The 25290-nt window shown below is 50.5% G+C and carries 17 protein-coding genes; 9 read left to right on the plus strand and 8 right to left on the minus strand.

Annotated features, from left to right (window positions below; genetic code table 11):
- Positions 1 to 3: 3 nt before the first annotated feature.
- From QZ311_RS03875 to trpB, 8 genes are all read right to left on the minus strand, one after another.
- Positions 4 to 3261, minus strand: coding sequence for a TonB-dependent receptor (locus QZ311_RS03875; protein WP_297064186.1), 3258 nt, complete (start codon positions 3259 to 3261; stop codon positions 4 to 6).
- A gap of 232 nt (positions 3262 to 3493) precedes the next feature.
- Positions 3494 to 4273 carry a tryptophan synthase subunit alpha gene (gene trpA / locus QZ311_RS03880; protein WP_297064188.1) on the minus strand — a complete coding sequence of 260 codons (780 nt, stop codon included), beginning with the start codon at positions 4271 to 4273 and terminating at the stop codon, positions 3494 to 3496.
- 4 nt (positions 4274 to 4277) lie between these two features.
- Complete coding sequence (locus QZ311_RS03885; RefSeq protein WP_297064192.1) at positions 4278 to 4907, minus strand: phosphoribosylanthranilate isomerase; 630 nt, start codon at positions 4905 to 4907, stop codon at positions 4278 to 4280.
- Positions 4908 to 4939: 32 nt separating this feature from the next.
- Positions 4940 to 5713 (minus strand): indole-3-glycerol phosphate synthase TrpC, encoded by a 774-nt coding sequence (trpC, locus tag QZ311_RS03890; protein WP_297064195.1) that lies wholly within the window; start codon positions 5711 to 5713, stop codon positions 4940 to 4942.
- A 14-nt stretch (positions 5714 to 5727) separates the two neighbouring features.
- Positions 5728 to 6723 carry an anthranilate phosphoribosyltransferase gene (gene trpD / locus QZ311_RS03895; protein WP_297064198.1) on the minus strand — a complete coding sequence of 332 codons (996 nt, stop codon included), beginning with the start codon at positions 6721 to 6723 and terminating at the stop codon, positions 5728 to 5730.
- 17 nt (positions 6724 to 6740) lie between these two features.
- Positions 6741 to 7304, minus strand: coding sequence for an aminodeoxychorismate/anthranilate synthase component II (locus QZ311_RS03900; RefSeq protein ID WP_297064201.1), 564 nt, complete (start codon positions 7302 to 7304; stop codon positions 6741 to 6743).
- Positions 7305 to 7328: 24 nt separating this feature from the next.
- Positions 7329 to 8732, minus strand: a complete 1404-nt coding sequence (locus QZ311_RS03905; RefSeq protein ID WP_297064205.1) for an anthranilate synthase component I family protein — start codon at positions 8730 to 8732, stop codon at positions 7329 to 7331.
- 2 nt (positions 8733 to 8734) lie between these two features.
- Positions 8735 to 9934 carry a tryptophan synthase subunit beta gene (gene trpB / locus QZ311_RS03910; RefSeq protein ID WP_297064208.1) on the minus strand — a complete coding sequence of 400 codons (1200 nt, stop codon included), beginning with the start codon at positions 9932 to 9934 and terminating at the stop codon, positions 8735 to 8737.
- An 877-nt stretch (positions 9935 to 10811) separates the two neighbouring features.
- Between trpB and QZ311_RS03915 the strand changes: the two genes are divergently transcribed.
- The 9 genes from QZ311_RS03915 (at position 10812) to QZ311_RS03955 (ending at position 25247) form a co-directional block, all read left to right on the plus strand.
- Positions 10812 to 14048, plus strand: a complete 3237-nt coding sequence (locus tag QZ311_RS03915; RefSeq protein ID WP_297064211.1) for a TonB-dependent receptor — start codon at positions 10812 to 10814, stop codon at positions 14046 to 14048.
- A 16-nt stretch (positions 14049 to 14064) separates the two neighbouring features.
- Positions 14065 to 15684: a RagB/SusD family nutrient uptake outer membrane protein gene (locus QZ311_RS03920; RefSeq protein ID WP_297064215.1), complete on the plus strand. Its 1620-nt coding sequence runs from the start codon at positions 14065 to 14067 to the stop codon at positions 15682 to 15684.
- A gap of 162 nt (positions 15685 to 15846) precedes the next feature.
- Complete coding sequence (locus QZ311_RS03925; protein WP_297064424.1) at positions 15847 to 16296, plus strand: nucleoside deaminase; 450 nt, start codon at positions 15847 to 15849, stop codon at positions 16294 to 16296.
- A 166-nt stretch (positions 16297 to 16462) separates the two neighbouring features.
- On the plus strand, positions 16463 to 17161 hold the full coding sequence (locus QZ311_RS03930) for an NAD-dependent deacylase (RefSeq protein WP_297064218.1): 699 nt from the start codon (positions 16463 to 16465) through the stop codon (positions 17159 to 17161).
- Positions 17162 to 17299: 138 nt separating this feature from the next.
- Complete coding sequence (gene topA / locus QZ311_RS03935) at positions 17300 to 19639, plus strand: type I DNA topoisomerase (protein WP_297064221.1); 2340 nt, start codon at positions 17300 to 17302, stop codon at positions 19637 to 19639.
- A gap of 42 nt (positions 19640 to 19681) precedes the next feature.
- Positions 19682 to 20614 carry an RluA family pseudouridine synthase gene (locus QZ311_RS03940; protein WP_297064224.1) on the plus strand — a complete coding sequence of 311 codons (933 nt, stop codon included), beginning with the start codon at positions 19682 to 19684 and terminating at the stop codon, positions 20612 to 20614.
- Positions 20615 to 20646: 32 nt separating this feature from the next.
- Complete coding sequence (locus QZ311_RS03945) at positions 20647 to 21090, plus strand: DUF1573 domain-containing protein (protein WP_297064227.1); 444 nt, start codon at positions 20647 to 20649, stop codon at positions 21088 to 21090.
- Between the two features lie 136 nt (positions 21091 to 21226).
- A complete protein-coding gene (locus QZ311_RS03950) occupies positions 21227 to 22585 on the plus strand; it encodes a hypothetical protein (RefSeq protein WP_297064230.1) in 1359 nt (452 codons plus the stop codon).
- A 178-nt stretch (positions 22586 to 22763) separates the two neighbouring features.
- Positions 22764 to 25247 (plus strand): C10 family peptidase, encoded by a 2484-nt coding sequence (locus tag QZ311_RS03955; RefSeq protein ID WP_297064233.1) that lies wholly within the window; start codon positions 22764 to 22766, stop codon positions 25245 to 25247.
- Positions 25248 to 25290: the final 43 nt, after the last annotated feature.

Genomic DNA, 25290 nt, shown 5'->3' on the forward strand with positions numbered 1-25290 from the left:
TATTTAGAAGGTTACTGTTATACCGCCTGAGAGTGTACGGATGGCTGAATAGTAAGTGTTACCACCGCCGACACTTAAACCGCCGAGAGCGAACTGACGGGGGTCAAGACCCTGACGCTTCGACCACAACCAGAGGTTTTCACCGCTGAAGTAAACGCGTACTTTCTGGAGGAAAATCTTGTTGCAGACATTCTTGGGAATAGTGTAGCCGAAGTTGACATTCTGAAGGCTCAGATAAGATGCGTCGGTGAGATACTGGTCAGATGAAATCTGGAAGTTGTCGCCGAACTGGAAGCGGGGGATTGTTGCCGAGGGATTTTCGGGAGTCCATGCGTTGAGGACATCAGCGTGGAATGTCGCACCGCGTGTTCCCGACTGAGGAGCTGACATATAGCTGTCATAGTTGCCGTCGATAACTTTGCCACCGATCTGATAGGTGAAGTCAACCGAAAGGTCGAATCCTTTGAAGGTGAAGGCTGTGCCGAAACCGCCGTAGGCTTTGGGGATTGCCGAGCCACAGAGATACTGGTCCGGTTCGTCATTATAGTTGACTTTTTTACGTGAATCGATAATCGGATGTCCGGCAGCGTCTTTCATGACCGCACCGTTGTCATCGGTCTTATATACATTCTTCCAGAATAGTGGCATACCTGTTTCCTGATCCACACCTGCGAACTGAGCAAGGTAGTATGTGTACATCGGGAGGCCTTCGGCAATGAAGAATCCGCGTGATGCAGTTCCGTAGTGACCTTCGACATAGTTGCCCTTGTTTGTTTCGGGAAGACGGGTCACCTTGTTCTTATACCATGTAAGGTTGAAATTGAGGTCCCAAGTGAAATCGCGTGTTGAAATGACTGTTCCGTGAAGGTCAAGTTCGATACCTGTGTTCGACATGTCACCAAAGTTTTCCCACTGGTTAGAGAAGCCTGACGATGCAGCGAGCGGTTTCTGATAGAGCATATCGGATGTCTTGCGGTAGAATGTCTCGAAGCTACCTGAGAGACGGTTGTTGAAGAATGCAAATTCGACACCTGCGTTGAAGTTGCCGTTCTTTTCCCAAGTGATGTTGGGATTGCCCTTAACGGAGCTTGCCGAGAGCGAAGGCTGACCATTGACGTTTACAACTGTATAGTTGTTGGTATAGCGGTAGTTACCGATGTTGTCGTTACCCTGTTCACCATACGAAGCCTTGATTTTCAGGAGGTCAACCCAAGGAGCTGATTCAAACCATCCTTCTTTTGAGATGATCCATGCACCGCCGAGCGACCAGAAGTTACCCCAGCGATGGTCCGGATGGAAGCGAGAGGATGCGTCGCGACGATATGAGGCTGATGCGAAATATTTGCTGTCGTAGTCATACTGAGCGCGGAAGAAGAAGCCTTCGTTGTCGTATGAAGTAGTGTATGATTCCATCGAGTTGTCAATCACAGCACCGTTAAGTTCGTGATTGCCCGGTGAGAACATATTTGTACGGGTTGCACCGAGAAGAGTTGTTTTAATCCATGAATTTTCATGACCGAGGAGCACACCTACATCGTGAAGACCAAACTTACGATTCCAGTTGAGAAGTTGCTGATAGGTATATGTCATGTAGCGCTGGTGCTGCTTGATTACACGGCCACCGTCGTTGAGGTTGTTGACGGTCAAGGGGTTGCTGACAGCTGTGCCACGATATTCGTTCACATATACAGTGTTGTTTGTTGTGAATTTGAAGTCCTTAAGGAAGCGCACTTCTGCATATCCTGTGGCATTTACTGAGTTTCCTTCTGTATTATTGGTATTGTAGAGGACATCCGACACACCGTTGCTGCCGAACGATGCACCGTTCGGACGGCTGAGACCTGCATTCTGTCCCTGACCGTAGTCATAGAGAATCATGCCGTCAGAGTTGGTCATGATATTCCCTTTACCGTCGCGGATATACATCGGATAGATCGGAGCGATTGAAGTGGCGATGGCGAGAGGGTTGTTTACGGCAGTTGCAGAACCGTCTGACCCCATCGCATTATTGTTGGTGTGTGAATACGCCATGTTAGCACCGACTTTCAACCATGATTTGAGCTGAGAATCAGCGTTGAGACGACCGGTAAAACGTTCGTAGTCTGTATTGGCGATGATACCTTCATTCTTGAGGTAGCCGATTGAAGCATAGAAATTTGTCGACTGAGTGGAATTTGAGACAGACACATTGTATTCCTGACGGAGACTCTTTGTGTAGGTTTCATCAAGCCAGTTGTCGGGAGTAATGAAATAGTCCTGTCCGTTATATGAAACCACATTGCCGGGTGTTGCAAGAGGATTCACCTTTCCGTTACGACCAATGAAGTATTCATTTGTAGGATAAGAGAACGGCTGATAGCCAAGACCATAGTCAGAGCTGTTGATCAGGTTTGCGTTAGCTGTCTGCCAAGCCTGAGTGGGGCTCATGCCGCGCTCGTTGGTGAAGTAGTTGTAGAGAGAGCCGTAGTAGGTCTCGAAATAGAGGCGCGGGTCCTGAATAGTGTTGTAGTCCTGCACCGCACGTGAGTTCTGACCCCACTTTGCATCAAGGGTCACGATTGCATTAGAGCCTGATTTGGCTTTCTTTGTAGTGATAAGAATGACACCGTTTGCACCACGCGCACCGTAGAGGGCGTTTGAAGCGGCATCCTTGAGAATAGTCATCGACTCGATATCAGCAGTATTGATATTTGTGATTGATCCGCCGAATGGAACACCGTCAAGCACAATCAGAGGGTCGTTTCCTGCATTAAGCGAAGAGATACCACGGATGACAATTGATGACGGTCCGCTTCCGGGCTGACCTGACTGATTGAATATCTGAGTACCGGCTGCCTTTCCCTGAAGAGCGTTAAGGGCGTTTGTCACCTGCGACTGCTCGATTTCGGCTGCGTCAATAACTGTGGCAGATCCTGTAAATGCCGATTTCTTTGCCGTGCCGTATGCAACGGTGATGACTTCGTCGAGCATGTTGGTTCCGTCGAGGACGATGTTCATTTTCTGTCCGGGAGTGATGTTCACTTCCTTGGTGTTCATGCCAACGTATGACACCTGAAGTTTTTTGGTTTTGGCCGGAAGGGTCAGGGTGAAGTTACCGTCGACATCTGTCGCCGCACCAATCTGAGTACCGACTCCCATTACGGTCGCGCCAACCAGTGGCTCGCCGTCGGCGCTTGTCACCGTGCCGTTAACAGTCTGGTTCTGAGCCATTACCGCAAACGTGGTAATGAGGGCCGCAAGTAGTAGAAACAGCTTTTTCATACCTAGTAGTTAGGTAACATCAATGTGATAAAGGTGGCGTCGGTTGCCGGAATTTGCTGTGCGTTAATGATATAAGTGTTAATTATGATAGCGCTGAGGAGATGGAGTATGACCTGAAGTCGTGGATGGGAGGTGGATTTCAGGTGTAAATCACGGGTATTTAATGGATAAAAAACTCCGTGAGCCAAATGCTCACGGAGTTTTTTGACGGACGTTTCGGTGACAATTGAGTCTATGATTTGCCGATTGCAAGTAGGAGTTTGTCGACGGCTTCAGTCGGGCTTGAGGTCGATGCGAGACATTTTATGAAAAGTGATCCGATGATTGCCCCGGATGAGTAAGTGAAGGCTTCGCTGAGAGTCGAGTGATTTGATATTCCGAACCCAATCAGACGCTTATGTCTCAGGTCAAGCGAATTGACATGGCGGAAATAGTCGATTTGCGCATCTCCGAATGAGTCGCGTGTGCCTGTGGTGGCTGCTGACGATACCATATATATGAAACCGTCGCAGTTCTCGTCAATCAGACGTATGCGTTCGTCGGATGTTTCAGGTGTGATGAGCATAATCATCGGAAGCTCATATTTCAGACAAAGGTCACGGATGTCGCGCATGTATTCGTGAAACGGCAGGTCGGGGATGATTATGGCATCAATCCCTATTTCCTTGCAGCGCCTGAACAGAGGTTCTATGCCGTATTGCATCATGGGATTGAGGTAGCCCATCAGCACCATAGGTGTTTCGGTCACTTCTTTGCGTGCTTCTTCGACTTGGTCGAGCAGCAGGCGAAGGTTCATGCCGTTGCGCAGAGCCACTGTCGAACTGTCCTGTATGACAGGGCCGTCGGCCATCGGATCGGAGAACGGAACTCCGATTTCAATCATATCGACGCCGCGTGAGGCAAGAGCCTTGATGATATCGGCGGTGGAGTCGAGTTGCGGATAGCCACAGGTGAAGTAAATGGAAAGTATGTCGGATTGCTTTTCGTTGAAAAGACGGTCTATTCTGTTCATAATCTTATGATTTTCTGATTCTGGTTAAGAATTTGTCTAAAAGATGGTAGTCTTTAGTGCCGGGCGACGATTCAAAGCGGCTGTTAAGGTCAAGGCCGACGAGCTGTGGATGAGATATGCACGCTATTGCTTCGGCATCGTCAGGCCCTATGCCGCCTCCGAGCATGAAGCCTATGGGAAGCTGGTAGTGGCGGAGCAGCTGCCAATCGAATTTCACTCCTGTCCCACCATGCGACGGACTTTTCCTGTCAAAAACAAAGCGGTCGATACAACCGGCATATCTCTCCATACGGAGAAAGTCGTTTTCATCCTCTATCCCGACGGCTTTCCACACTTCAAATCCACGACCCTTAAGTTTTCGGCAATATTCAGGACTTTCACATCCGTGAAGCTGCACGGCCGACAGGCGGAATGACTCGGCGAGTTGCAGCACTTCTGTTTCCTGCCTGTCGACAAAGACTCCGGTCAGTTTAATCCCGGCTCTCGCCGATTCGATGGCTTCAGGTCTTAGCGCGCATGCGTTGCGTGGCGACGGACTGTGGAATATAAGCCCGAGGTAATCGGGAGCTAACCCGGCGATTTCACTTATATTCCCCGGATGGGTCATACCGCATATTTTGATTGAGAGAGCCATATCACTTTATATTATATAGGTGGGAATTTATGTCAGAGAGTCGCATCCAGAAATCTTCTGAGAGCATCGCCGGGACGTTCGTGACGCATGAATGTTTCGCCGATGAGGAATCCGCTGAACCCAGCACCACGCAATTGTTCCACTTCATCAATTGATGTCAGTCCGCTTTCCGCAATTTTGACCACATCGGTGGGGAGCGCCCCTGCTACTTTTTCGGCCAGCATCGGATCTGTGGCGAATGTTGTCAGGTCACGGTTATTGACCCCTACCATATCAACTCCGGGATAATACTTGTCGAGCTCTGCAATATTATGGATTTCGAAAAGCACTTCAAGCTCAAGTGAATGCGCATATTCGGTGAAGTCTTCGATTTCATTTGCTTCAAGTGCGGCAGCGATAAGCAATATCGCATCAGCCCCATAAGCCCGGGCTTCGGCTATCTGTCGGCGTGATACGATGAAATCCTTTCGCAAGAGCGGTAGACTGCTGACCGAGCGGGCGTTGGCCAGATCGGTCAACGCACCTCCGAAATACACCGTGTCGGTCAGAACCGAACATGCGCTTGCTCCGGCATTCTCATAGGCGGGGACGACTTCGTTGACAAGCGCGAGCGGATGGATTTCACCTTTCGATGGCGAACGGCGCTTGAATTCGGCAATGATACCGGTCGGACTTGCGATAAGTGCCTGTTTCATTGACACCGTAGAGCGGTCGGTTGTAATTGCGACCTCTTCACCGAGAAGCCGACACGTGGCTTCGATTTCACGCCTCTTGTTGGCTATTATTTTGTCGAGTATGTTTGGCATGACGGCAGGAAAAATTAGCTGTTGAGTTCTACGAATTTTCTGAACGCTTCAGCGGCGCGGCCTGAACGGATGCTCTCACGCGCCTCTCCGAGTGCTGTTTCAAGCGACAGTTGCGGTTCGAGTGTGCGGATGGCGAACGCTGCATTGGCCACGACGCAATTCTCCTGTGCCGGAGTGGCTTGGCCTGCGAGAACGGCGTCGAAAATCGCTGCCGCTTCGCCGACAGTGTTTCCTCCCGAAAGATCAGCCTCACACGCCATCGGGAGATTGATATCGTCGGGTGTATAGACACGTTCCTCGGAAGTCCCTACGACCTTGAACGGTGATGTGAGCGAGATTTCGTCATATCCGTCAAGCGAATGGACTATCGTGCAGTTAATCCTTTCGTTTTGGGCTATATAGTTGTAGAGTCGCATCAGTTTGAGGTTGTAGACACCCAAAAGCTGATGTTTCGGTAAGGTAGGATTGACAAGAGGGCCGAGCATGTTGAAGAAATTACGCACTGCGAGCGCCTTTCTCACCGGGGCTACACTTTTGAGCGCCGGGCTGAAAAACGGAGCGTGGAGATAGCTGACACCACAGCCGTCGAGCGAACGGCGGAGTCGGTCGCTATCGTCAGTGAACCTGACTCCGTGGTGTTCGAGCACGTTGCTTGCACCTGAGATTGAACTTGCGCCATAGTTGCCGTGTTTCACGACTTTACGACCCGACCCTGCGACGACAAAACATGTTGCTGTAGATATATTGAATGTGTTTTTGCCATCGCCGCCTGTGCCTACGATGTCGATGGCCTTCACTCCGCCCATGTCGACCGGGCGGCGACGTTCGAGCAGTGCATCGCGGAAACCGGTAAGTTCGTCGAGAGTGATGCTGCGCATGAGAAACACGGTCATGAATGCCGCGAGCTGGGCATCATTGTAACGTCCGTCGGCTATGTTGAGCAGCACATCGCGCGCCTCGTCGCGGCTTAGATTCTTGTGCTCGAACATTTTGTATAGTAGATTTTTCATATCTGTATGTCTTTGACTCAATGTTTTAACCAGTTGTCGATAATTTCAAGTCCATAGGGTGTCAGGACGGATTCAGGATGAAACTGCAGGCCTCTCACATCCAGTTCCCTGTGGCGCATCGCCATGATTTCGCCATCAGGGCTGAGAGCCGTGATTTCAAGCTCAGGCGGGAGAGTCCGGCGGTCGACAACCCACGAGTGATAGCGCCCGACTTCAAATTCGCATGGTATCCCGGCGAAGATATAGTCATCGGAGGTCAGTCTGGCCGGAGTCATGACTCCATGATACACTTCTGAAAGATTACGGAGCTTTGCGCCGAAGCGTTCGCCGATGGCCTGATGTCCGAGACACACTCCGAGTATCGGCTTCTCAGTGGCGTAGCGTTCGAGCAGTTCCGGGAGGATTCCGGCTTCCGAAGGGATGCCCGGGCCGGGTGAGATTATGATTTTGTCGTAGGCGGCCACTTGGTCAAGTGTGATTTTGTCGTTTCTCACCACTTTAGGCGTCACGCCGAGCACCCTCGTTGCATGTGCTATATTATAGGTAAAGGAGTCGTAGTTGTCTAATATCAATAGTCGCATAGTTCTCTGTCTTAAAAATTTGTCTTATTTTCCGAATTCGACTGCATAGGTGATGGCCTTGCTGAGTGCGCCGAGTTTGTTGCGTGTTTCCTGAAGTTCGTTTTCGGGGACTGAGCGAGCAACGATACCGGCGCCGGCCTGTGAGTAGAGGCGTTTGCCATAGCTGAGGAAGCTGCGTATGGTTATCGCCTGATTTATGTCGCCGTTGAATCCGAGATAGCCGATACATCCGCCGTAGAGCAGACGGCTGTGAGGCTCAACTTCGTCGATAATCTGCATTGCTCTGACTTTTGGCGCACCGCTGAGTGTCCCGGCCGGGAAGGTGTCGGCAAAGAGACGGTAGTTGTTGACACCTTCGGGCAGTTCGGCTTTTACGCGCGATACCATGTGGATTACGTGTGAATAGTACTGTATCTCTTTCAGGAAGTCAATCTCTACAGTCCCTCCGCTCCGGCTGAGGTCGTTGCGAGCGAGGTCGACGAGCATGATATGTTCGGCATTTTCTTTCTCGTCGGTCAGCAGCGCCTTGGCGAGTTCGCGGTCGCGGTCATCATCGCCTGTACGCCGGAATGTTCCGGCTATTGGGTCGATATATGCCGTGCGGCCGGTGATGCGGAGATGGGTTTCAGGCGACGAGCCGAACACCTTGAAGCTTCCGAAGTCGAAATAAAACAGGTAGGGCGACGGATTTATGCAGCGCAAGGCGCGGTAGACGTTGAACTCGTCGCCTGTGAATCCACGCGAAAACCGGCGCGAGGGCACTATCTGGAACACGTCGCCGCGAAGCGAGTGGCCAACACATTTTTTCACGGCCTCGATGAAATCCCCGTCGGTCATCGTCGATTCCAGATCGTCGGCCGGGACGAAGGGATATTGCGCCATATTATTATTGTGTAACACCGAAATCAGTTCGTCGGTCTGCTCCGTTTCGCCTGCCGGACAGTTTTCGATGATGGTCATCTCATTTTTGTAGTGGTTGACTTCGATGAGAAACCGATAGAGGACATAATACATATCGGGGACACCTTTGAATTTTTCCTCACGGTGTCTGATTTCCACATCTTCGAAATATCTAACAGCGTCATATGCCGTGTAGCCGAGCAGTCCGTCGGGCAGTGAGTCGTCGCAATCATCGATGCGGAAACTTTCGATATAGTCACGCAGTTCATCGACCACGTCCACGCCGTCGGCTATCTTTTTGCATATTTCCGTCTCGCCGGGATAGGCCATGACCACCATATCGTTTTCGACCTTGAAATGGCCGATTGGGTCTACTCCGATGAAGGAGGTGGCGTTGTGCTGTGCGTGGTAGTCGGAGCTTTCGAGCAATGCCGACTGCGGATAGAGGTCGCGGATTTTGAGATAGATTCCGACCGGAGTCTCAAGATCTGCCGGAATTGTGTGTCTATATTGTGTGATAGTTTTCATATTCATTCATTGATTGAGTTGTTCATCAGATATGTGTGAAGATCCTTGTCGCCACGGCCCGAAAGGTTGATGACCACGATGTCGTCGGGGCGGAAACGTTTTTTGTCAAGTACGGCGAGTGCGTGGGCGCTTTCGAGAGCCGGGATTATACCTTCGTTGCGGGTGAGTGTCATGGCTGCGTCGAGAGCTTCGGTGTCAGTGACCGCGAGCACTTCGGCGCGACCCGAAGTGGCGAGATAGGCGTGGAGCGGGCCGATGCCGGGATAGTCGAGTCCGGCTGAAATCGAGTAAGGCTCGACAATCTGTCCGTCGGGTGTCTGCATCACGAGTGTGCGTGAGCCGTGGATGATACCTTCGCTTCCGGCATGGATCGTCGCGGCTGTCTCTCCGCTGTCGACTCCTTTTCCGGCCGCCTCGGCTGCGATGAGCCTTACTTCGGGCTTATTGATGAAATGGTAGAACGCTCCGGCCGCATTGCTTCCACCGCCGACACATGCCACCACATAGTCCGGGGTCTCACGTCCGACCTTCTCTTTCAGCTGCTGCCTTATCTCCTTGCTGATGATTGACTGGAAGTGTGCCACCATCTCAGGGTAGGGGTGAGGCCCGACGGTGCTTCCGATTATATAGAAGCTGTCGGGGTTGCAACACCAGTCGCGTATCGCTTCGTTTGTCGCGTCTTTCAGAGTCTTGTTGCCCGAATGCACGGCCACCACCTTTGCGCCGAGCATTTTCATGCGTTCGACGTTGGGCTGCTGACGAGCCACATCTGTCGCACCCATATAGACCACGCAGTCGAGCCCCATGAGCGCGCAGACTGTCGCGGTGGCCACGCCGTGCTGCCCTGCACCTGTCTCGGCGATGATACGCTTCTTGCCCATGCGCTTTGCGAGGAGTGCCGACCCGATGGCATTGTTGATTTTGTGAGCGCCGGTGTGGTTGAGGTCTTCGCGCTTGAGATAGATGTTGGTCTTGTGGATTTCGCTCAGGCGGTCCGCACGGTAGAGGGGCGACGGCCGTCCGACGTAGTCGCGCATCAGAGTGTCGAATTCCTTTTGGAAATCATCGTCGTCAACGTAGCGGTAAAATGCTTCGCGGAGGTTCTTAACATTGCTGTGAAGGATTTCAGGGATGTATGCTCCGCCGAAACGTCCATAGTAGCCTTCCTCATCGATTGGAAGCAGGGATCTGTACTTTTTCATATTCTTATGATGTATATCTGATTTTTTATTGGAATGAACGACAAACGGAGCGGCCACCGGGTATTTCTACCGATGGCCGCTCCGCGTATAATTGCTGAATCGTTATTTGTCAGTTCTTGTCATACTTGTCTGCACGAATTAATGCCACCGATACTTCTACCGATGTGCCACCAATAATTCATGCTGTTAAACAAGTTTGTCATTTTGTAGTTTTATTAGCTTTTGTGCTGCAAATTTATAATCAATCTATATTTAAAACAAATAAATTGTAAATTATTTCACACGAAAGGCTAAAAATTTTTTCAAAAAACATCTACCACCTTATTAATATAAAGGATTGGAATTTTAGCTGTCCTGTCGGGGTGATTGCAGATGGAAATATAGGTTGCGTGGAAACAACTATGGTTTTATCTTTGTTAACGATTGACTTCAAAAGAAACCTTGTAAACAAAATCCTGCAATTTCCTTTCATTTTGTTACTTCTAATTGCCCCAAAATGCCATTTTGACGGCATTAACATCGTGTTTTAACATTCTTTTACATAAAACTAATTAACATACTCGTCAAAAAATATTACTTTTGTGCGCTGATAGTTTAGGATTTGTGAAAAAATATGCAATAATTCATACTTTTTTTCATCATATCCAGTTGCCGGATGGGCATAGAGATGCCTTCTGCATGCAGAAAACTGTCTGAAATATCCGGCTACAAACCGGCATAGGCAATCAAGGTAATCAAAAGATACAGACCGAAGCCATTAACCCTCAGGAAAACGGAACGCACTCGGAGTGACACCGACTGCAATCCATCTAATATACAACGCAATCATTATTATTTTCAATACTTTAATTAATTTCGTATTACTTAACTACTAGGTATGAAAAAGCTGTTTCTACTACTTGCGGCCCTCATCACCACGTTTGCGGTCATGGCTCAGAACCAGACCGTCAACGGCACGGTGACAAGCGCCGACGGCGAGCCACTGGTTGGCGCGACCGTAATGGGAGTCGGTACTCAGATTGGTGCGGCGACAGATGTCGACGGTAACTTCACCCTGACCCTTCCGGCCAAAACCAAAAAACTTCAGGTGTCATACGTTGGCATGAACACCAAGGAAGTGAACATCACCCCCGGACAGAAAATGAACATCGTCCTCGACGGAACTAACATGCTCGACGAAGTCATCACCGTTGCATACGGCACGGCAAAACGTTCGGCATTCACCGGTTCGGCATCCGTGCTTGACGCATCTCAAATCGAAGCGGTACAAGTGACAAACCCAATTGATGCACTTAAAGGCAAGGTTTCCGGTGTTCAGCTAAATACAGCATCAGGCCAGCCCGGATCATCTCCAACTGTATTCATCAGAGGTATATCCTCAATCTCAGCCGGCACATCTCCGCTTATTGTTGTCGATGGGACTCCATATGCAGGAAGCGTTGATAACATTAGTTCACAGGACGTTGAATCAATGACAGTGCTTAAGGATGCTGCTTCAGCTGCTCTTTATGGAGCACGTGGTGCTAACGGTGTCATTCTAATTACTACAAAACGTGGTAAAGGAACTGCTAAAGTTACATTTGATGCCAAATGGGGTCAGAACTCGCGTGGGGTAAAGGACTACGACGTTATTTCGTCACCGGCTGCGTATTATGAAATGTATGGCCGCGCTCTCGGCAACTTCATCATGGACCCTGTGGCTCAGGGCGGCAATGTCTATGATGCGGCCACGGCGCTCCGTCTTGTCAACGGAAATATCGTTGATCCTAATCCAAACAACACATTCTCACTCGTTTACAATGTCTATGACGTTCCCAACGGCGAAGGTCTCCTCGTCGACGGTTATAAACTCAATCCCAACGCAAAACTTGGCAACAAGGTTACCTATGACGGGATGGAATATCTGCTTAGACCCGACAGCTGGGTAGATGCCGCTTACAGACATGCATTACGTCAGGAATATAATCTCAGCGTTTCGCAGGCGACTGACAAGCATTCATTCTACGTGTCAGCCAACTATCTCAACAATGAAGGTATCACCGCCAACACAGGCTACGAGCGTTTCACAGGCCGTCTATCGGCAGATATTCAGGCCAAACCATGGTTGAAGGTCGGTGCTAACATGAGCTATTCACACTATACCCAGAAGGCTCTTGGCGATGACGGCAGCTCGGGTTCTGTCGGAAATATCTTTGCAGTTGCAAATCAGCTCGCCCCGATTTATCCTCTCTATGTCCGCGACGGCAACGGCCAGCCCATGTATAATCAGTATGGCGTGAAGCTTTATGACTATGGCGACGGAATGAACGCAGGTCTCGAACGTCCGTATTTCGCAAATTCCAATCCTATTTCTGACAATATTCTTAACGTTGATCAGAACGAGGGCAATACAATGACTGCCACAGGATTTGCAGAAATCCGTTTCCTCCGTGACTTCAAATTCACCACCAACAATACTGTAAACGTCTTCGAGCAGCGAGGCACTGACGTGACCAATCCCTACTTCGGACAGTATGCAACCTCCAACGGTATAGTGCAGAAAGTCCACGCACGCCGTATCGACTACACCTATCAGCAGCTTCTCAACTGGACACGCCAGTTTGGCGAACACAACGTAAACGTGCTTCTCGGCCACGAGAATTACTGGAACAAGTACTATTACCTCAGCGCATCGCGCAGCAACATGCTCATGCCCGACAATACTGAGCTCGACGGTGCTGTGGTCGACGGCTCTTCATCGTCATATATCAACAACTACAACAGCGAAGGCTGGTTCGGACGTGTGAACTATGACTATGATAGCAAATATTTCGGAAGCGTGTCATATCGCCGTGACGCATCATCGCGTTTCGATCCAAAGAACCGGTGGGGTAATTTCTGGTCGCTCTCCGCTGCCTGGATTGTCAATAAGGAATCATGGTTCCAGGCTCCTTGGGTCGACATGTTGAAACTCAAGGCTTCTTACGGCGAGCAGGGCAACGACAACATAGGTAATTTCCGCTACATGAACATGTATACCATCGCTAACAGCGGCGGCAAGCCAGTAGCACTCCCTGCGACGATGGGCAACCCGAATATTTCATGGGAAAAGGGTGGCAACTTCAATGCCGGTGTGGACTTTTCGTTGTTTAACGAACGTCTTAACGGTACTATCGAAGGATTTTACCGCAAAACTTCCGACATGCTCTTCTTCTTCCCGCTCTCCCCGAGCTTCGGTTACACCGGATACTACGACAATATCGGCGACATGGCCAACAAGGGCTTTGAAATAGACCTCAACGGCGTGATTTTCCGTAACCGCGACATCAACTGGAGCGCAAATCTGAATTTCACATGGTACAAGAACGAGATTACACGTCTGCCTGAAGAGCGCCGAACCATGACTGTAGACGGTAAGGAAGGTTATTCAAGTGGCAATTTCTATTTCACTGAAGGTTCTTCAATCTATACATACCATATGAAGAAATATGCCGGAGTCGATCAGGAAACAGGTCAGTCCCTATGGTATGTCAACCGCACTGATGCCAACGGTGTGACCACCCGCGAAACCACAACCGATTTCGGTCAGGCAAGCTACTATCTCTGCGGGAAGGCCCTTCCGTGGGCATACGGAGGCTTTGGAACTTCACTTGAGGCATACGGATTTGATTTTTCAATCAGCTTCGGATATCAGCTCGGTGGCAAGGTTATAGATTCAAGCTACGCAAGCCTTATGAGCAGCCCGACAGGCAGCGGACTCGGCTCAGCAATGCACAAAGATCTTTATAACGCATGGACTAAAGAAAATCCGAGCTCATCAATTCCACGCTTCCAGTATGGAGATCAGAACAACGGCGGAATCTCAGACCGCTTCCTCACCGATGCGTCATATCTTTCGCTCCAGAACATCAACTTCGGCTATACGATTCCCGCGAAAGTCACAAAGAAGATTCAGGTAGACCGTGTACGTTTCTATCTCAGCTGCGACAATGTGGCGCTTTGGGCAAAACGTCAGGGACTTGACCCACGTCAGTCACTCACGTTTGATGCGACAAACTCATTCAACGGAGAATCATCTTCTGCCTATTATTCGCCCATACGCACAATCTCAGGCGGTATAAATGTAACATTCTAAATTTGCAGACTTAAAAATGAAAAATATATTAAAATCGACATTCATCGTGGCCCTGTCGGCAGCCGGCTTTTCGCTCACGGGCTGCATCGACGAAGTGCAACCCACAAGTTCTGTGAGCCAGGGGCAGCTTGACTCCTCGATCAAGGCTGCTGAATCAGGCATTTATGCAATGCCCGGATTCATGCCGAATTTCGACACCAGCGGATATTACCCCGGTTCGACATCCCACATCGATTTCGGTTATTCATCGTTCATGCATGTCCGCGACTGCATGACCGGTGACATGCCCAAGCCGGCAACCGGCCTTGACCGCTACAGTCTCTGGGGAGAGGCATATGTGACAAGCTCACTGGCTTATACCCAGCTGATCTGGAACTATTACTACAAGCAGATTCTTTCGACCAACATCGCTGCCGGAGCCTATGATGCCGAGTCGGAAAACCAGACTGCGCGCGGAGCACGCTCCGTAGCGATGGCTTATCGCGCCATGCTCTATCTTGACCTTGCCCGCTGGTTTGAATTTCTGCCAAACGAAGTAACTTCAAGCATCACTAACGATGGCAACGACGTGATGAACCTCACCGTTCCCATCGTGACTGAAGCCACAACCGAAGAGGAAGCCCGCAACAATCCGCGTGCCACTCACAAGGCGATGTTTGACTTCATACTCTCTGACCTCACCTATGCCGAGCAGAATATCCGGTACTCCACCTTCAATGACCGCACTCTTCCCAACCTCGGCTGTGTTTACGGTCTTCTCGCACGCCTCTACATGTGGGACGAAAACTATGAGAAAGCTGCCGAGTATGCCGACCTCGCAATTTCGACAAGCGGACGCACTCCTCTGACCCAGGCCGCCTGGACCGACCCGATGACTGGCTTCAACTCGCTCAACAACACCTCATGGATGTGGGGCATGAAGTTTGAGAAGGAAAACGACGCAGTCATCACCGGTATCTGTAACTGGACTTCGATGATGAGCCCCGAAGCAAAATATGGCTATGCCGGTGCTGGCGCGTGGCCAATGATTGATGCAAGCATGTATGCGCGCATATCGGACACAGACTTCCGTAAGCTCTCATGGGTGGCTCCTGCCGGAAGTCCTCTCGCCAATAAGGTGTCATACTGCAATCCGTTGATAAGTGGCCGTCCGCTGGTATCTGTCAAGTTCCGTCCCGGTGAAGGCAATTATATGGAACCGTCGGTTGGCTCTGCCACCGCAGTACCTCTGATGCGAATCGAGGAAATGCACTTCATCTATGCCGAGGCCACAGCCCACGGCAATGCAGCAGCGGGAAAGGCCGCTATCGAAAATTTCATGACAAATTATCGAGATCCGGAATATAAATGCGAGGCTACATCGCAGGAGGACATTATTGAAGAAATTGTTTTCCAGAAACGTGTTGAGCTTTGGGGTGAAGGACAATCTCTATTTGACATCAAACGCCTGAACTATTCAGTAACCCGCGCATATGCTGGGACTAACTGGCGACAGGATTTCCGCTATAATACAACCGGCCGTCCTGCATGGATGAACATGGTAATCATCCGTTCAGAAGGTAACAACAACAAAGCCATCCAAGGCTGGAACAATCCTGATTTCGCAGATCTCTACTCTCCAATTACGGGTATCTGACAACACCAATCATAGTTAATAGTACATAGAGGAAAAGAGAGGCATAAAAATGCCTCTCTTTTCCTCTATGTACACCTCGAAGCGACAATGTTGTATCGAGAGGTTGGTTTTGTTCATTCGATTTTTAGGATTATATTTGCAGACACTATCTGAATGAATCCTATGACACAAGCTGAGAAAGACGAAAAATATATGCGCATGGCGCTTGTTGAGGCACGCGAGGCAATGGAAAGGGACGAAGTGCCCATAGGGGCGGTCGTCGTGTCGCCGCGCGGGACTGTGGTCGGACGCGGTCACAATCTGACCGAAGCGCTTGTCGACGTGTCGGCACATGCCGAGATGCAGGCCATCACCGCTGCCGCACAGACCTTGGGAGGAAAATACCTACAGGACTGCACCTTGTATGTCACCGTCGAACCGTGTCTGATGTGTGCCGGGGCCATCGGCTGGGCGCAGGTCAGCAGGATTGTCTACGGCGCTGCCGACGACAAGCGCGGTTACCACACGTTCACGTCGAAATCACCTTTCCATCCGCGCGCCGAGGTTGTCGGAGGTGTTCTGGGTGAAGAATGTGGCGAGCTTATGCGCACATTTTTCAAATCAAAACGTTGAGTAAGGAGGGGGTATATAATAATTATCAAAGAGACCCTCAGAGGCTGTTTAAAATCACCGAGAGCCTCATGGAGTCTTTTGGGTTAAAATACTACCACTCAAAATTAACAATAAATTTTTTTTAACAGCCTCTCAAATCATTTTACCTAAATTTATACATGTTACGATGAAAAAGCCCAAACTTGTCATATCATCGGGAGCCGGAATCTCCGCCGAATCCGGAATCTCGACTTTCCGCGACGCCGACGGCCTTTGGGAAAACTACCCGGTGATGGACGTGTGCAGCGCCGACGGATTCGCACGCAACCCCGCCCTCGTCCACCAGTTTTACAACGAGCGCCGAAAAGGACTCGTGAAATGTCGACCCAACGCCGCCCACACCGCACTCGTCGAACTTGAAAAATGGTATGACGTATATGTAATCACCCAGAACGTCGACAACCTCCATGAACGCGCCGGAAGCTCAAAAATCCTCCACCTCCACGGCGAACTCATGAAAGTAAGGTCGATGCGCGACGAGACCCGCGTCTACACCCTCGACGAAGAACATCTGGAGACCTCTCCCGACACACGCGACAAATACGGCGACCCGGTGCGCCCCCACATAGTTTTCTTTCAGGAAGCCGTCCCCAACATCGAGCGCGCCATCGAGTGGGCACAGGAAGCCGACATATTTGCTGTCATAGGCACATCGCTCGCCGTCTATCCCGCCGCAAGCCTCCTTCACTACGTGCGCCCGGGTGTCCCGGTCTATTATATCGACCCCCGACCGGCCTCTGTCCCCGGTAATGTGACGGTCATCGCCAAACCGGCTACGGTAGGTGTGGCTGAGCTCGTCGAACTGCTGAGGCCGAGCGGAATGTGATAAATTGTTAACGATTTACCACATATTTAATAGAAATTGTTTACCTTTGCGCTCTGAATCTGGCCGTGTTCCTAACTCCACGGCCTCATCATCAGCATCCGGAGCTTGAGTGCAACGGACGCGCACTTAAATAAGAATATGTTGAAAAACCTCGTCATAGTAGAGTCTCCGGCAAAGGCCAAGACTATTGAAAAATTCCTCGGCAAGGACTACAAGGTCATGTCGAGCTATGGTCATATCCGTGACCTCCGCAAGAAAGACATAAGCATCAAAGTCGACTCTGACTTTCAGCCGGTCTACGAAATCCCGACCGATAAGAAAGCGCTTGTAGCCGAACTTAAGAAGGCTGCCAAGGAAGCCGAGACCGTATGGCTCGCATCCGATGAGGACCGCGAGGGTGAAGCCATCGCATGGCATCTCTACGAAGTGCTCGGACTCAAACCGGAGAACACCAAGCGCATCGTATTCCACGAAATCACTAAAAACGCCATACTCAACGCCATCGAGCAGCCACGCGACATCGACCTCCACCTCGTCGATGCCCAGCAGGCGCGCCGTGTGCTTGACCGTCTTGTCGGATTCGAACTGTCGCCGGTATTGTGGAAGAAAATCAAGCCAGCCCTGTCGGCCGGCCGCGTACAGTCTGTCGCCGTGCGCCTCATCGTCGACCGCGAGAACGAGATACAGGCATTCAATTCAGAACCCTACTACCGCGTGACGGCTCTTTTCAACATTCCGGGCGGGACTCTGCTCCGCGCCGAGCTGTCGAAACGTCTGCCCGACGAGCAAAGCGCCCGCGAATTCCTTGAGGCATGCAAGAAATCGATCTATACGGTGACCGACATCAGCGTGAAACCGCTCAAGAAATCGCCTGCGCCCCCCTTCACCACCTCCACGCTCCAGCAGGAGGCCGGACGCAAGCTCGGATTCACCGTATCGCAGACCATGATGATAGCCCAGAAGCTCTACGAGGCCGGCCACATCACCTACATGCGTACCGACTCGCTCAATCTCTCGCAGCTCGCCATCAATTCGATTTCGCAGCTCATCACCCAAGAGCTTGGTGAAAAATATCTCAAGGTGCGCCGTTACCACACCAATGCCAAGGGCGCACAGGAAGCCCACGAGGCCATCCGTCCGACCTATATCGACAAGGAGACAATCGACGGAAGCGCACAGGAAAAACGCCTCTACCGTCTCATCCGCCTCCGCACTATGGCCTCACAGATGGCTGACGCCGAACTCGAAAAGACCACTATCGACATAACTCCCTCCGAACGGCCCGAACATTTCACCGCTTCGGGCGAAGTCATCAAATTCGACGGATTCCTCAAAGTATATCTCGAAGGAAACGACGATGACGACAACGGAGAAGACGAAGACGGAACACTGCCTGCACTGAAGACCGGCGAGATTCTCACAGCCGGAAACGTCACCGCGACCGAACGTTTCACACTCGCACCTCCGCGCTACACCGAATCGTCGCTTGTAAAAAAGATGGAGGAACTCGGCATCGGCCGTCCGTCGACCTACGCCCCGACCATCTCTACAATCCAGCACCGCGAATATATCGTGAAGGGCGAGAAACCCGGCGAAAAGCGCTCGTTCAAGGTAATGACTCTTGCCGACGGAAACATCTCGTCGAGCACCCGCAGCGAGAACGTCGGAGCTGAAAAGGGCAAGCTTATATCCACCGACACCGGCATAATAGTCAACGAATTTCTCACCCAACATTTCCCCGACATCCTCGACTATGACTTCACGGCCGACATGGAACAGAAATTCGACCGCATAGCCGAAGGCGAAAGTGACTGGAATCAGGAAATAGCCCGTTTCTACGGACTCTTTCATCCCGAAGTCGAAAAAGCCAACGAACTGCGCACCGAACACAAAATCGGCGAACGTCTGCTCGGCACTGACCCGACCACCGGTGAACCTGTATCCGTCAAAATCGGCCGTTTCGGCCCGATCGTGCAGATAGGGTCAACAGAGTCAAAAGACAAACCGCGCTTTGCCTCACTGCGCAAAGACCAGAGCGTGTTTGACATACAGCTCGAGGATGCCCTCAAACTGTTCGAACTCCCCCGCGAAGTCGGCGAGTTCGAAGGCAAGCAGGTCATCGCAGCAGTGGGACGTTTCGGTCCTTATCTGCGCCACGACGGCAAATTCGTGAGCATCCCCAAGGACCTCTCACCCACTTCCATCACCATTGAAGAGGCCGAAGAACTCATCAAGGCCAAACGTGAGGCCGACAGCAACAAGGTGATTAAAATCTTCGACGAAGATCCCGAACTGCAGATTCTCAACGGCCGCTACGGTGTCTACATCGCTTATAAGAAAAGCAACTACAAGATACCCAAATCCGTAGAAAATCCCGCTGACCTCACCATCGAGCAAGTCCGCCAGCTCATCGAAGAGCAGGACAACGCTCCGAAACGCCCTGCCCGACGCGCCTCAGGCCGGACAAAGAAATCATAATCAACAATCAACACGTAAACACCCCACTCTGATATATATAATATGGCAAAGAAACCGTTCTCGACAAAACCGGGCGCAGAGCGCAATTCATTCAAACCCGATGTTATCGAAAGCTATAATGTCGGGCAAGAGGCACGCCTGCTCGAATTTCTCATAGAGGCAATGCCCGAACGTAAACGCACGGCCATCAAGAACCTTCTGAGCCACAACCAGATTGCAGTCAACGGAATCCCCGTGACTCAGTTTGACACAGAGCTCAAACCGGGCGATGAAGTCAAAGCCAACCTGACACGCGAGTTCCGTGTGTTTTACAACCGTCGTCTGAAACTCGTCTACGAGGATGACGACATCATTGTTGTCAACAAGGGCTACGGCCTTCTGTCAATGGGCACTGATAAAATCAAGGACGGCACAGCCTACAGCATCCTGCGCGAATATCTGAAATGGAAAGACCCGCGCAACAAGCTCTTCATCGTCCACCGCCTTGACCGTGACACATCAGGCCTCATGGTCTTTGCCAAAAGCGAAGAAGCGAAAAACCGTCTGCAACACAACTGGAACAACATGGTGATTTCGCGCAAATATCTCGCCGTGGTCGAGGGTACTCCCAATCCGGCCGAAGGGACAGTCAAAAGCTATCTCGCCGAAAACTCGCGCTTTGAAGTCTACTCCACCAAGAATCCCGAAGAAGGGCAACTCGCCATCACACGCTACACGACCCTGAAAAGCCGCAACGGATACTCGCTCATGGAAGTGTCGCTCGACACGGGACGCAAAAACCAGATTCGCGTTCACATGAAGGACCTCGGCCACCCCATCGCCGGCGACCGCCGCTACGGAGCAAAAAGCTCTCCGATCCACCGCATGGCGCTTCACGCACAGACACTCCGCTTCGTCCATCCCATCACCCGCAAGGACATGAACTTCACCACTCCTGTCCCTGCATCGTTTGCCAAAATGGTAGCGATGGGCTAAGAGCCCCGAGTCCAACCACACGAAGCAACGACATGAAAAGAGCCATTGTAATCTTCACGTATTTTCTGGGGCTTATTGTATCCTTACATGCCGACGGGCCTCAGAACGTCGATGACTTCAATCCTGTCATATCATTCGAAAAAAACAATATCAACTTCGGCCTTGTCGACAAGTCAGAAGGCGATAAAAAATTTGAGTTCCGTTTTGTCAACACAGGCAATGCGCCGCTTGTGCTGACCTATGTCCATGCCTCGTGCAGCTGTGTCAAAATCGAATATCCACGCCATCCGATTGCGCCCGGAGACAGCTCAATGATAACAGGTAGACTGAATCCGTCAACCATCCACGAAACAGATTTCAAGCGCAGCATTCTTGTGCGCACCAACGCAAATCCGCCACAGACCCGCCTCTTCATCACAGGTAAAATAAATAGTGTTGAACGTGAAAAAAACAAAGTGATTTTGATTTTTAATTAAATTCACTTAAATAATAAGCAAATTGCTATAATTTCGGCAAATTATATTGGATATTATTGTATATTCGGCATATAATCAATATATTTGCAACAGTTTTTCAAACAAATTTCCAATCATTCACTTCAACACTCATCGCATGAAAAAAATTTTACTCCCCGCTATCGCTGCATGCGTATGCGTAGCCCCCGCTTTCGGTCAGGTATACGGCACTACGCCTGAAACGGCAAAGCCTTTCCCCGCCGCCGGAGGTTGGTTCGTTCCGAATCTTGAAGACGCACCCTCTGAAGCATGGTTCAAAATCACCAGTCCTCAGGCCACCCCGGCTCTTTGGGGTGACGCACCTTCCGACTATACAAATCCTGTCCCTGCAGGCCAGCAGATTTTCGTCTATCTCTGCGAAGGCGGACAGCAGGCATTCCAGATGAACGAAGGTTCTGATGCCTACGTCCTCATGCCCGGTCAGGAATATCTCGTTAAAATCACACCTAAGGTAGCCGGATTCTTTGGAATGAGCCCCGCTAACCCACTGCCGGCCTCACGATTTGAAGGCAAAGAGAAATACTATCCGATAAGTGTATCTTCCGAAGAGTTCGGACAGACAAGAACCATCGCTGCCGGCGAAACACAGTGGTTTGAACTCACTGTTCCATACGCAACGCAGATAACCACCAACTACATGATGGCTCCCGTTCTGGCTGTTGAAAAAATCGAAGCCATCCATATTGATTGCCACGGAGCCACAAACACCGGCAGCGGTCTGATGGGCCCATATGTGAAAGCCGGAAAGAATGTGGTCGGATTCACAGCTTCAGCCGATGCTGCTGCAACATTCCAGATCGGCTACAACGCAATGCTTACCCTCAACTGCGGTAACAATCTCCTCAGAGGCCAGAGCCTGACCATTGATGCAAAAAACACTTATCCTGACGCCTATTATACAGTCGACCGCTACTTCACTGTACCCGAAGACGGCACTTACACTTTCATCAACCATGGCGCAAAGGGTACAATCCTCAGCATTGGCAAAATAAAATTGACCGATCCGGAAAACCAATATGCCTACGAATGTGACTGGAACGACATCAAGGATGCAACTGTCGGCAACGAAGATGCAACAATCGTAGTCAACGATCTCGTCGCCGGCGAGAAAGTTCTCGTGCAGTCCGACGCATTCGGTGTAATCGGTGAAGGACCTGACAATCTCCCCTACCTCATGGTAGTCAAAGGCGACGTGTCAGGTATCGATGAAATCGCAGCCGACAACAACGGTCTCAAAGTCAATGCCTCAAACGGCCGTCTCAGAGTAGAGAGCGTGCTTCTCGCATCAGGCGCTGAAGTAGCCGTCTACGACACGATGGCACGCAAGGTCGCATCGGCTGTCGCTGCCGAAGGTTCAGAAAATCTTGAAATGAACCTTGATGTGGCATCAGGAGTATATGTAGTGGTTGTCTATGGTAAAGGCAACTCAGAGTCAGCCAAGATTTCTGTGAAATAAGTACCCCTGATTCATCGACAATCTTATCAACCTTATCCGCAGGGGGGCATTATCCAAATATCCCCCTGTCTATCAAAATCGCAAATTGGTATCAATTAATCCAAACCTCCTACCATAAACTCATTTTCAGCCGTCCACACAAGTTTATCAAAGCATTGTAATTTTTCAGTTAAATTCCATGAAACGACATATAGTGACTGCTGCTTTTATTTCGTGGTTAACCGGTGTCTGTGCGACAGCAGCCACAGTTAATCATGACGCAGCATATCAATACGCCACCGAATTCCTGTCAGAACGCGGTTTGTCAGCCACTCTCAGTCCGGTAAATCTTTCAGCGATAAGCCGCAGTGCGACCGCGGCGCAAACCTCTGCCGTCCATATTTTCAACATCGGAGAAGGCGATGGTTTTGTAATCATAGCCGGCGATGACCGTGCAAGGAAAATCCTTGCCTATAGCGACACAGGCTCTATCGAAACCGCAACCATGCCTGAAGCATGCAGAGCTTGGGTGGAACAATATGCCTATGAGATTTCATCGCTTCCGTCGGAAGACATGTCCTGCAACTACAAATCCATCAATCCTGAAACACACCGCAAGCAGACCACTCAGATCGCACCTCTTCTGAAAAGCCGATGGGATCAGAAATTGCCATACAACATGCTGTGTCCTGTCGATGTCACGACCGGCCAGCAGTGTGTCACCGGATGCGTGGCTACAGCGACTGCACAAGTAATGTACTACCATCGTTACCCGTCACAGGCAACAGGCACTGTTACATATGAAGATAAAAGTCAAAATGTAACACGCACACTCGATTTCTCGACAATCGCACCTTTTGAGTGGAACAGTATGTCGGACACATACACAGTCAGCTCGACAGGCAGCAGCGCGGAAGCAGTGGCATCACTCCTGTATGCAGTAGGACATGGGACAAAAATGCAATACAGTTCCGACACAAGCATCGCCTACTATGTCGATGCAGCCAAAGCACTCATCGACTATTTCGGATATGACAGCAACATGCACTTCTACGAGCGGTCATTAGTCTCTGACAGTGAATGGACATCCATTATCCTCTCCGAACTTGAAGCAGGACGCCCCGTGATTTATGGCGGTAAAAATCCTGCGATGGGTCACTGTTTCGTTTGCGACGGCTATGACGGAAACGGATATTTCCATTTCAACTGGGGATGGAGCGGCCTTAGCGATGGCTATTACTCGCTGTCGGCTCTCAACCCTTCCGAACAATCAACCGGAGGTTCGTCAAACGGCTATTCTCTCGGCCAGACAATCATCTGCAATATCGCACCGCATGGAACTTCAGGTCTAATCCCGCAGACAGACCACCTGCTCAATATTGACAAACTATATTTCCGCGACGCGACAGCATTTCATCTTGCAAGCGAAACACCTGAACTACAGACATCACTTGATGAGTCAATGCTTTTTTTCTACTCGCTGAATAAGGGACTCAACGATTTCACCGGTGAAGTTTGCGCAGCAATCATAACAGACGGAAACATCACACCGATAGCCACCACCGCCATTACCGATATTAAAAACAGCACTTATGCGACCGTGCGTTTTCCGCTTTCCGACATATCGGTGTCCGACGGCACTCACCGCATAGGTTTCTACTACCGCCGAAGCGAAAGCGACAGCTGGCATCGAATTTCCTGCTCGACTGAGACATGGCCATCTGAATGCTACATGACAGTCAGTGGCCGTAACGTCACCCTTCGTCCGAGCATGCCGACTGTAAATGTAACACTCGCCTCAGACCTCAAATGGAATCATCTTCTCTCAGGCTCTCCGGCCACATGGTCATTTGAAATCGCCAACAGCGGCGACATACGTCTGGAAGGATATGCCGGTGTGGCTCTTGCAGATGCTCCGGGCAGCTACAAGGCATTCTATACCACACCCGTTCTCTGCCCCGCAGGCGAAACCATCGACGTAGACATAAAGTCAACGTTAGCCGGAATCACTGCCGGAACATATGAGGCAGTGCCTTTCTACAGCTACACACATATACCGACCGCCGACGACATAACACTGCTCGCAGCCCCGGTCAGTGTGACCATCGGACAGATTATCGTCACACCGGCCGACGGAAGCTATCTCATGACCGACAACGCCGATACTCCTCTCCGTCTTACCGTCACCAACATGGGCCCAGCTCAATGGGAAGGAATGCTCCAAGGAGAAATCATATCAGCCGCAGGAAAGGTGTGTCAAGGACTTTTCAGCGCAAATGTAACAGTCGGGGCAAACGGCTCGACAACAGCACTCCTAAGAGGCGAAAACCTTGACCTCCAAAAAGGCAACTACATATTAAACCTCTACGTAGCACCCGGACGCGACATCCTCATCGCCTCTGTCCCACTGCTCGTGACCGCCCCGCTCTCGGCACTCGACGAAATCACCGCCGGCCACACAGAAGTGACCGTGACTGCAGGCACTATATCAATAATCTCACCGTCACCGCTCTCACGCGTGCTAATCCACGACACTTCAGGCCGTCTGCTTCTCTCGAAGGAGATTGACAGCACAAAAACATCAATCGCAACCGACGACATGGCAGGCGGAATCTGCATACTGACCATCGTCAAAGCCGACGGAAGCCGTGAAGTCAGAAAAATAAACATCCGCACACGTTAAAAAAAATCAGAAGCCAAGTAATTTTTTCATTTCGAAGCTAAGT

The sequence above is a fragment of the uncultured Duncaniella sp. genome (assembly GCF_910578445.1).
In the GTDB taxonomy this organism is placed as follows: Bacteria; Bacteroidota; Bacteroidia; order Bacteroidales; family Muribaculaceae; genus Duncaniella.

What these genes read in the sequence shown, in the direction of transcription:
- QZ311_RS03915 (WP_297064211.1), top strand. Translation starts at nt 10,812, where the DNA reads ATGAAAAAGCTGTTTCTACTACTTGCGGCCCTCATCACCACGTTTGCG.
- QZ311_RS03940 (WP_297064224.1), top strand. Translation starts at nt 19,682, where the DNA reads ATGGCAAAGAAACCGTTCTCGACAAAACCGGGCGCAGAGCGCAATTCA.
- topA (WP_297064221.1), top strand. Translation starts at nt 17,300, where the DNA reads ATGTTGAAAAACCTCGTCATAGTAGAGTCTCCGGCAAAGGCCAAGACT.
- trpD (WP_297064198.1), bottom strand. Translation starts at nt 6,723, where the DNA reads ATGAAAAATCTACTATACAAAATGTTCGAGCACAAGAATCTAAGCCGC.
- QZ311_RS03900 (WP_297064201.1), bottom strand. Translation starts at nt 7,304, where the DNA reads ATGCGACTATTGATATTAGACAACTACGACTCCTTTACCTATAATATA.
- QZ311_RS03905 (WP_297064205.1), bottom strand. Translation starts at nt 8,732, where the DNA reads ATGAAAACTATCACACAATATAGACACACAATTCCGGCAGATCTTGAG.
- QZ311_RS03875 (WP_297064186.1), bottom strand. Translation starts at nt 3,261, where the DNA reads ATGAAAAAGCTGTTTCTACTACTTGCGGCCCTCATTACCACGTTTGCG.
- QZ311_RS03925 (WP_297064424.1), top strand. Translation starts at nt 15,847, where the DNA reads ATGACACAAGCTGAGAAAGACGAAAAATATATGCGCATGGCGCTTGTT.
- QZ311_RS03885 (WP_297064192.1), bottom strand. Translation starts at nt 4,907, where the DNA reads ATGGCTCTCTCAATCAAAATATGCGGTATGACCCATCCGGGGAATATA.
- QZ311_RS03920 (WP_297064215.1), top strand. Translation starts at nt 14,065, where the DNA reads ATGAAAAATATATTAAAATCGACATTCATCGTGGCCCTGTCGGCAGCC.
- trpA (WP_297064188.1), bottom strand. Translation starts at nt 4,273, where the DNA reads ATGAACAGAATAGACCGTCTTTTCAACGAAAAGCAATCCGACATACTT.
- trpC (WP_297064195.1), bottom strand. Translation starts at nt 5,713, where the DNA reads ATGCCAAACATACTCGACAAAATAATAGCCAACAAGAGGCGTGAAATC.
- QZ311_RS03950 (WP_297064230.1), top strand. Translation starts at nt 21,227, where the DNA reads ATGAAAAAAATTTTACTCCCCGCTATCGCTGCATGCGTATGCGTAGCC.
- trpB (WP_297064208.1), bottom strand. Translation starts at nt 9,934, where the DNA reads ATGAAAAAGTACAGATCCCTGCTTCCAATCGATGAGGAAGGCTACTAT.
- QZ311_RS03930 (WP_297064218.1), top strand. Translation starts at nt 16,463, where the DNA reads ATGAAAAAGCCCAAACTTGTCATATCATCGGGAGCCGGAATCTCCGCC.
- QZ311_RS03945 (WP_297064227.1), top strand. Translation starts at nt 20,647, where the DNA reads ATGAAAAGAGCCATTGTAATCTTCACGTATTTTCTGGGGCTTATTGTA.
- QZ311_RS03955 (WP_297064233.1), top strand. Translation starts at nt 22,764, where the DNA reads ATGAAACGACATATAGTGACTGCTGCTTTTATTTCGTGGTTAACCGGT.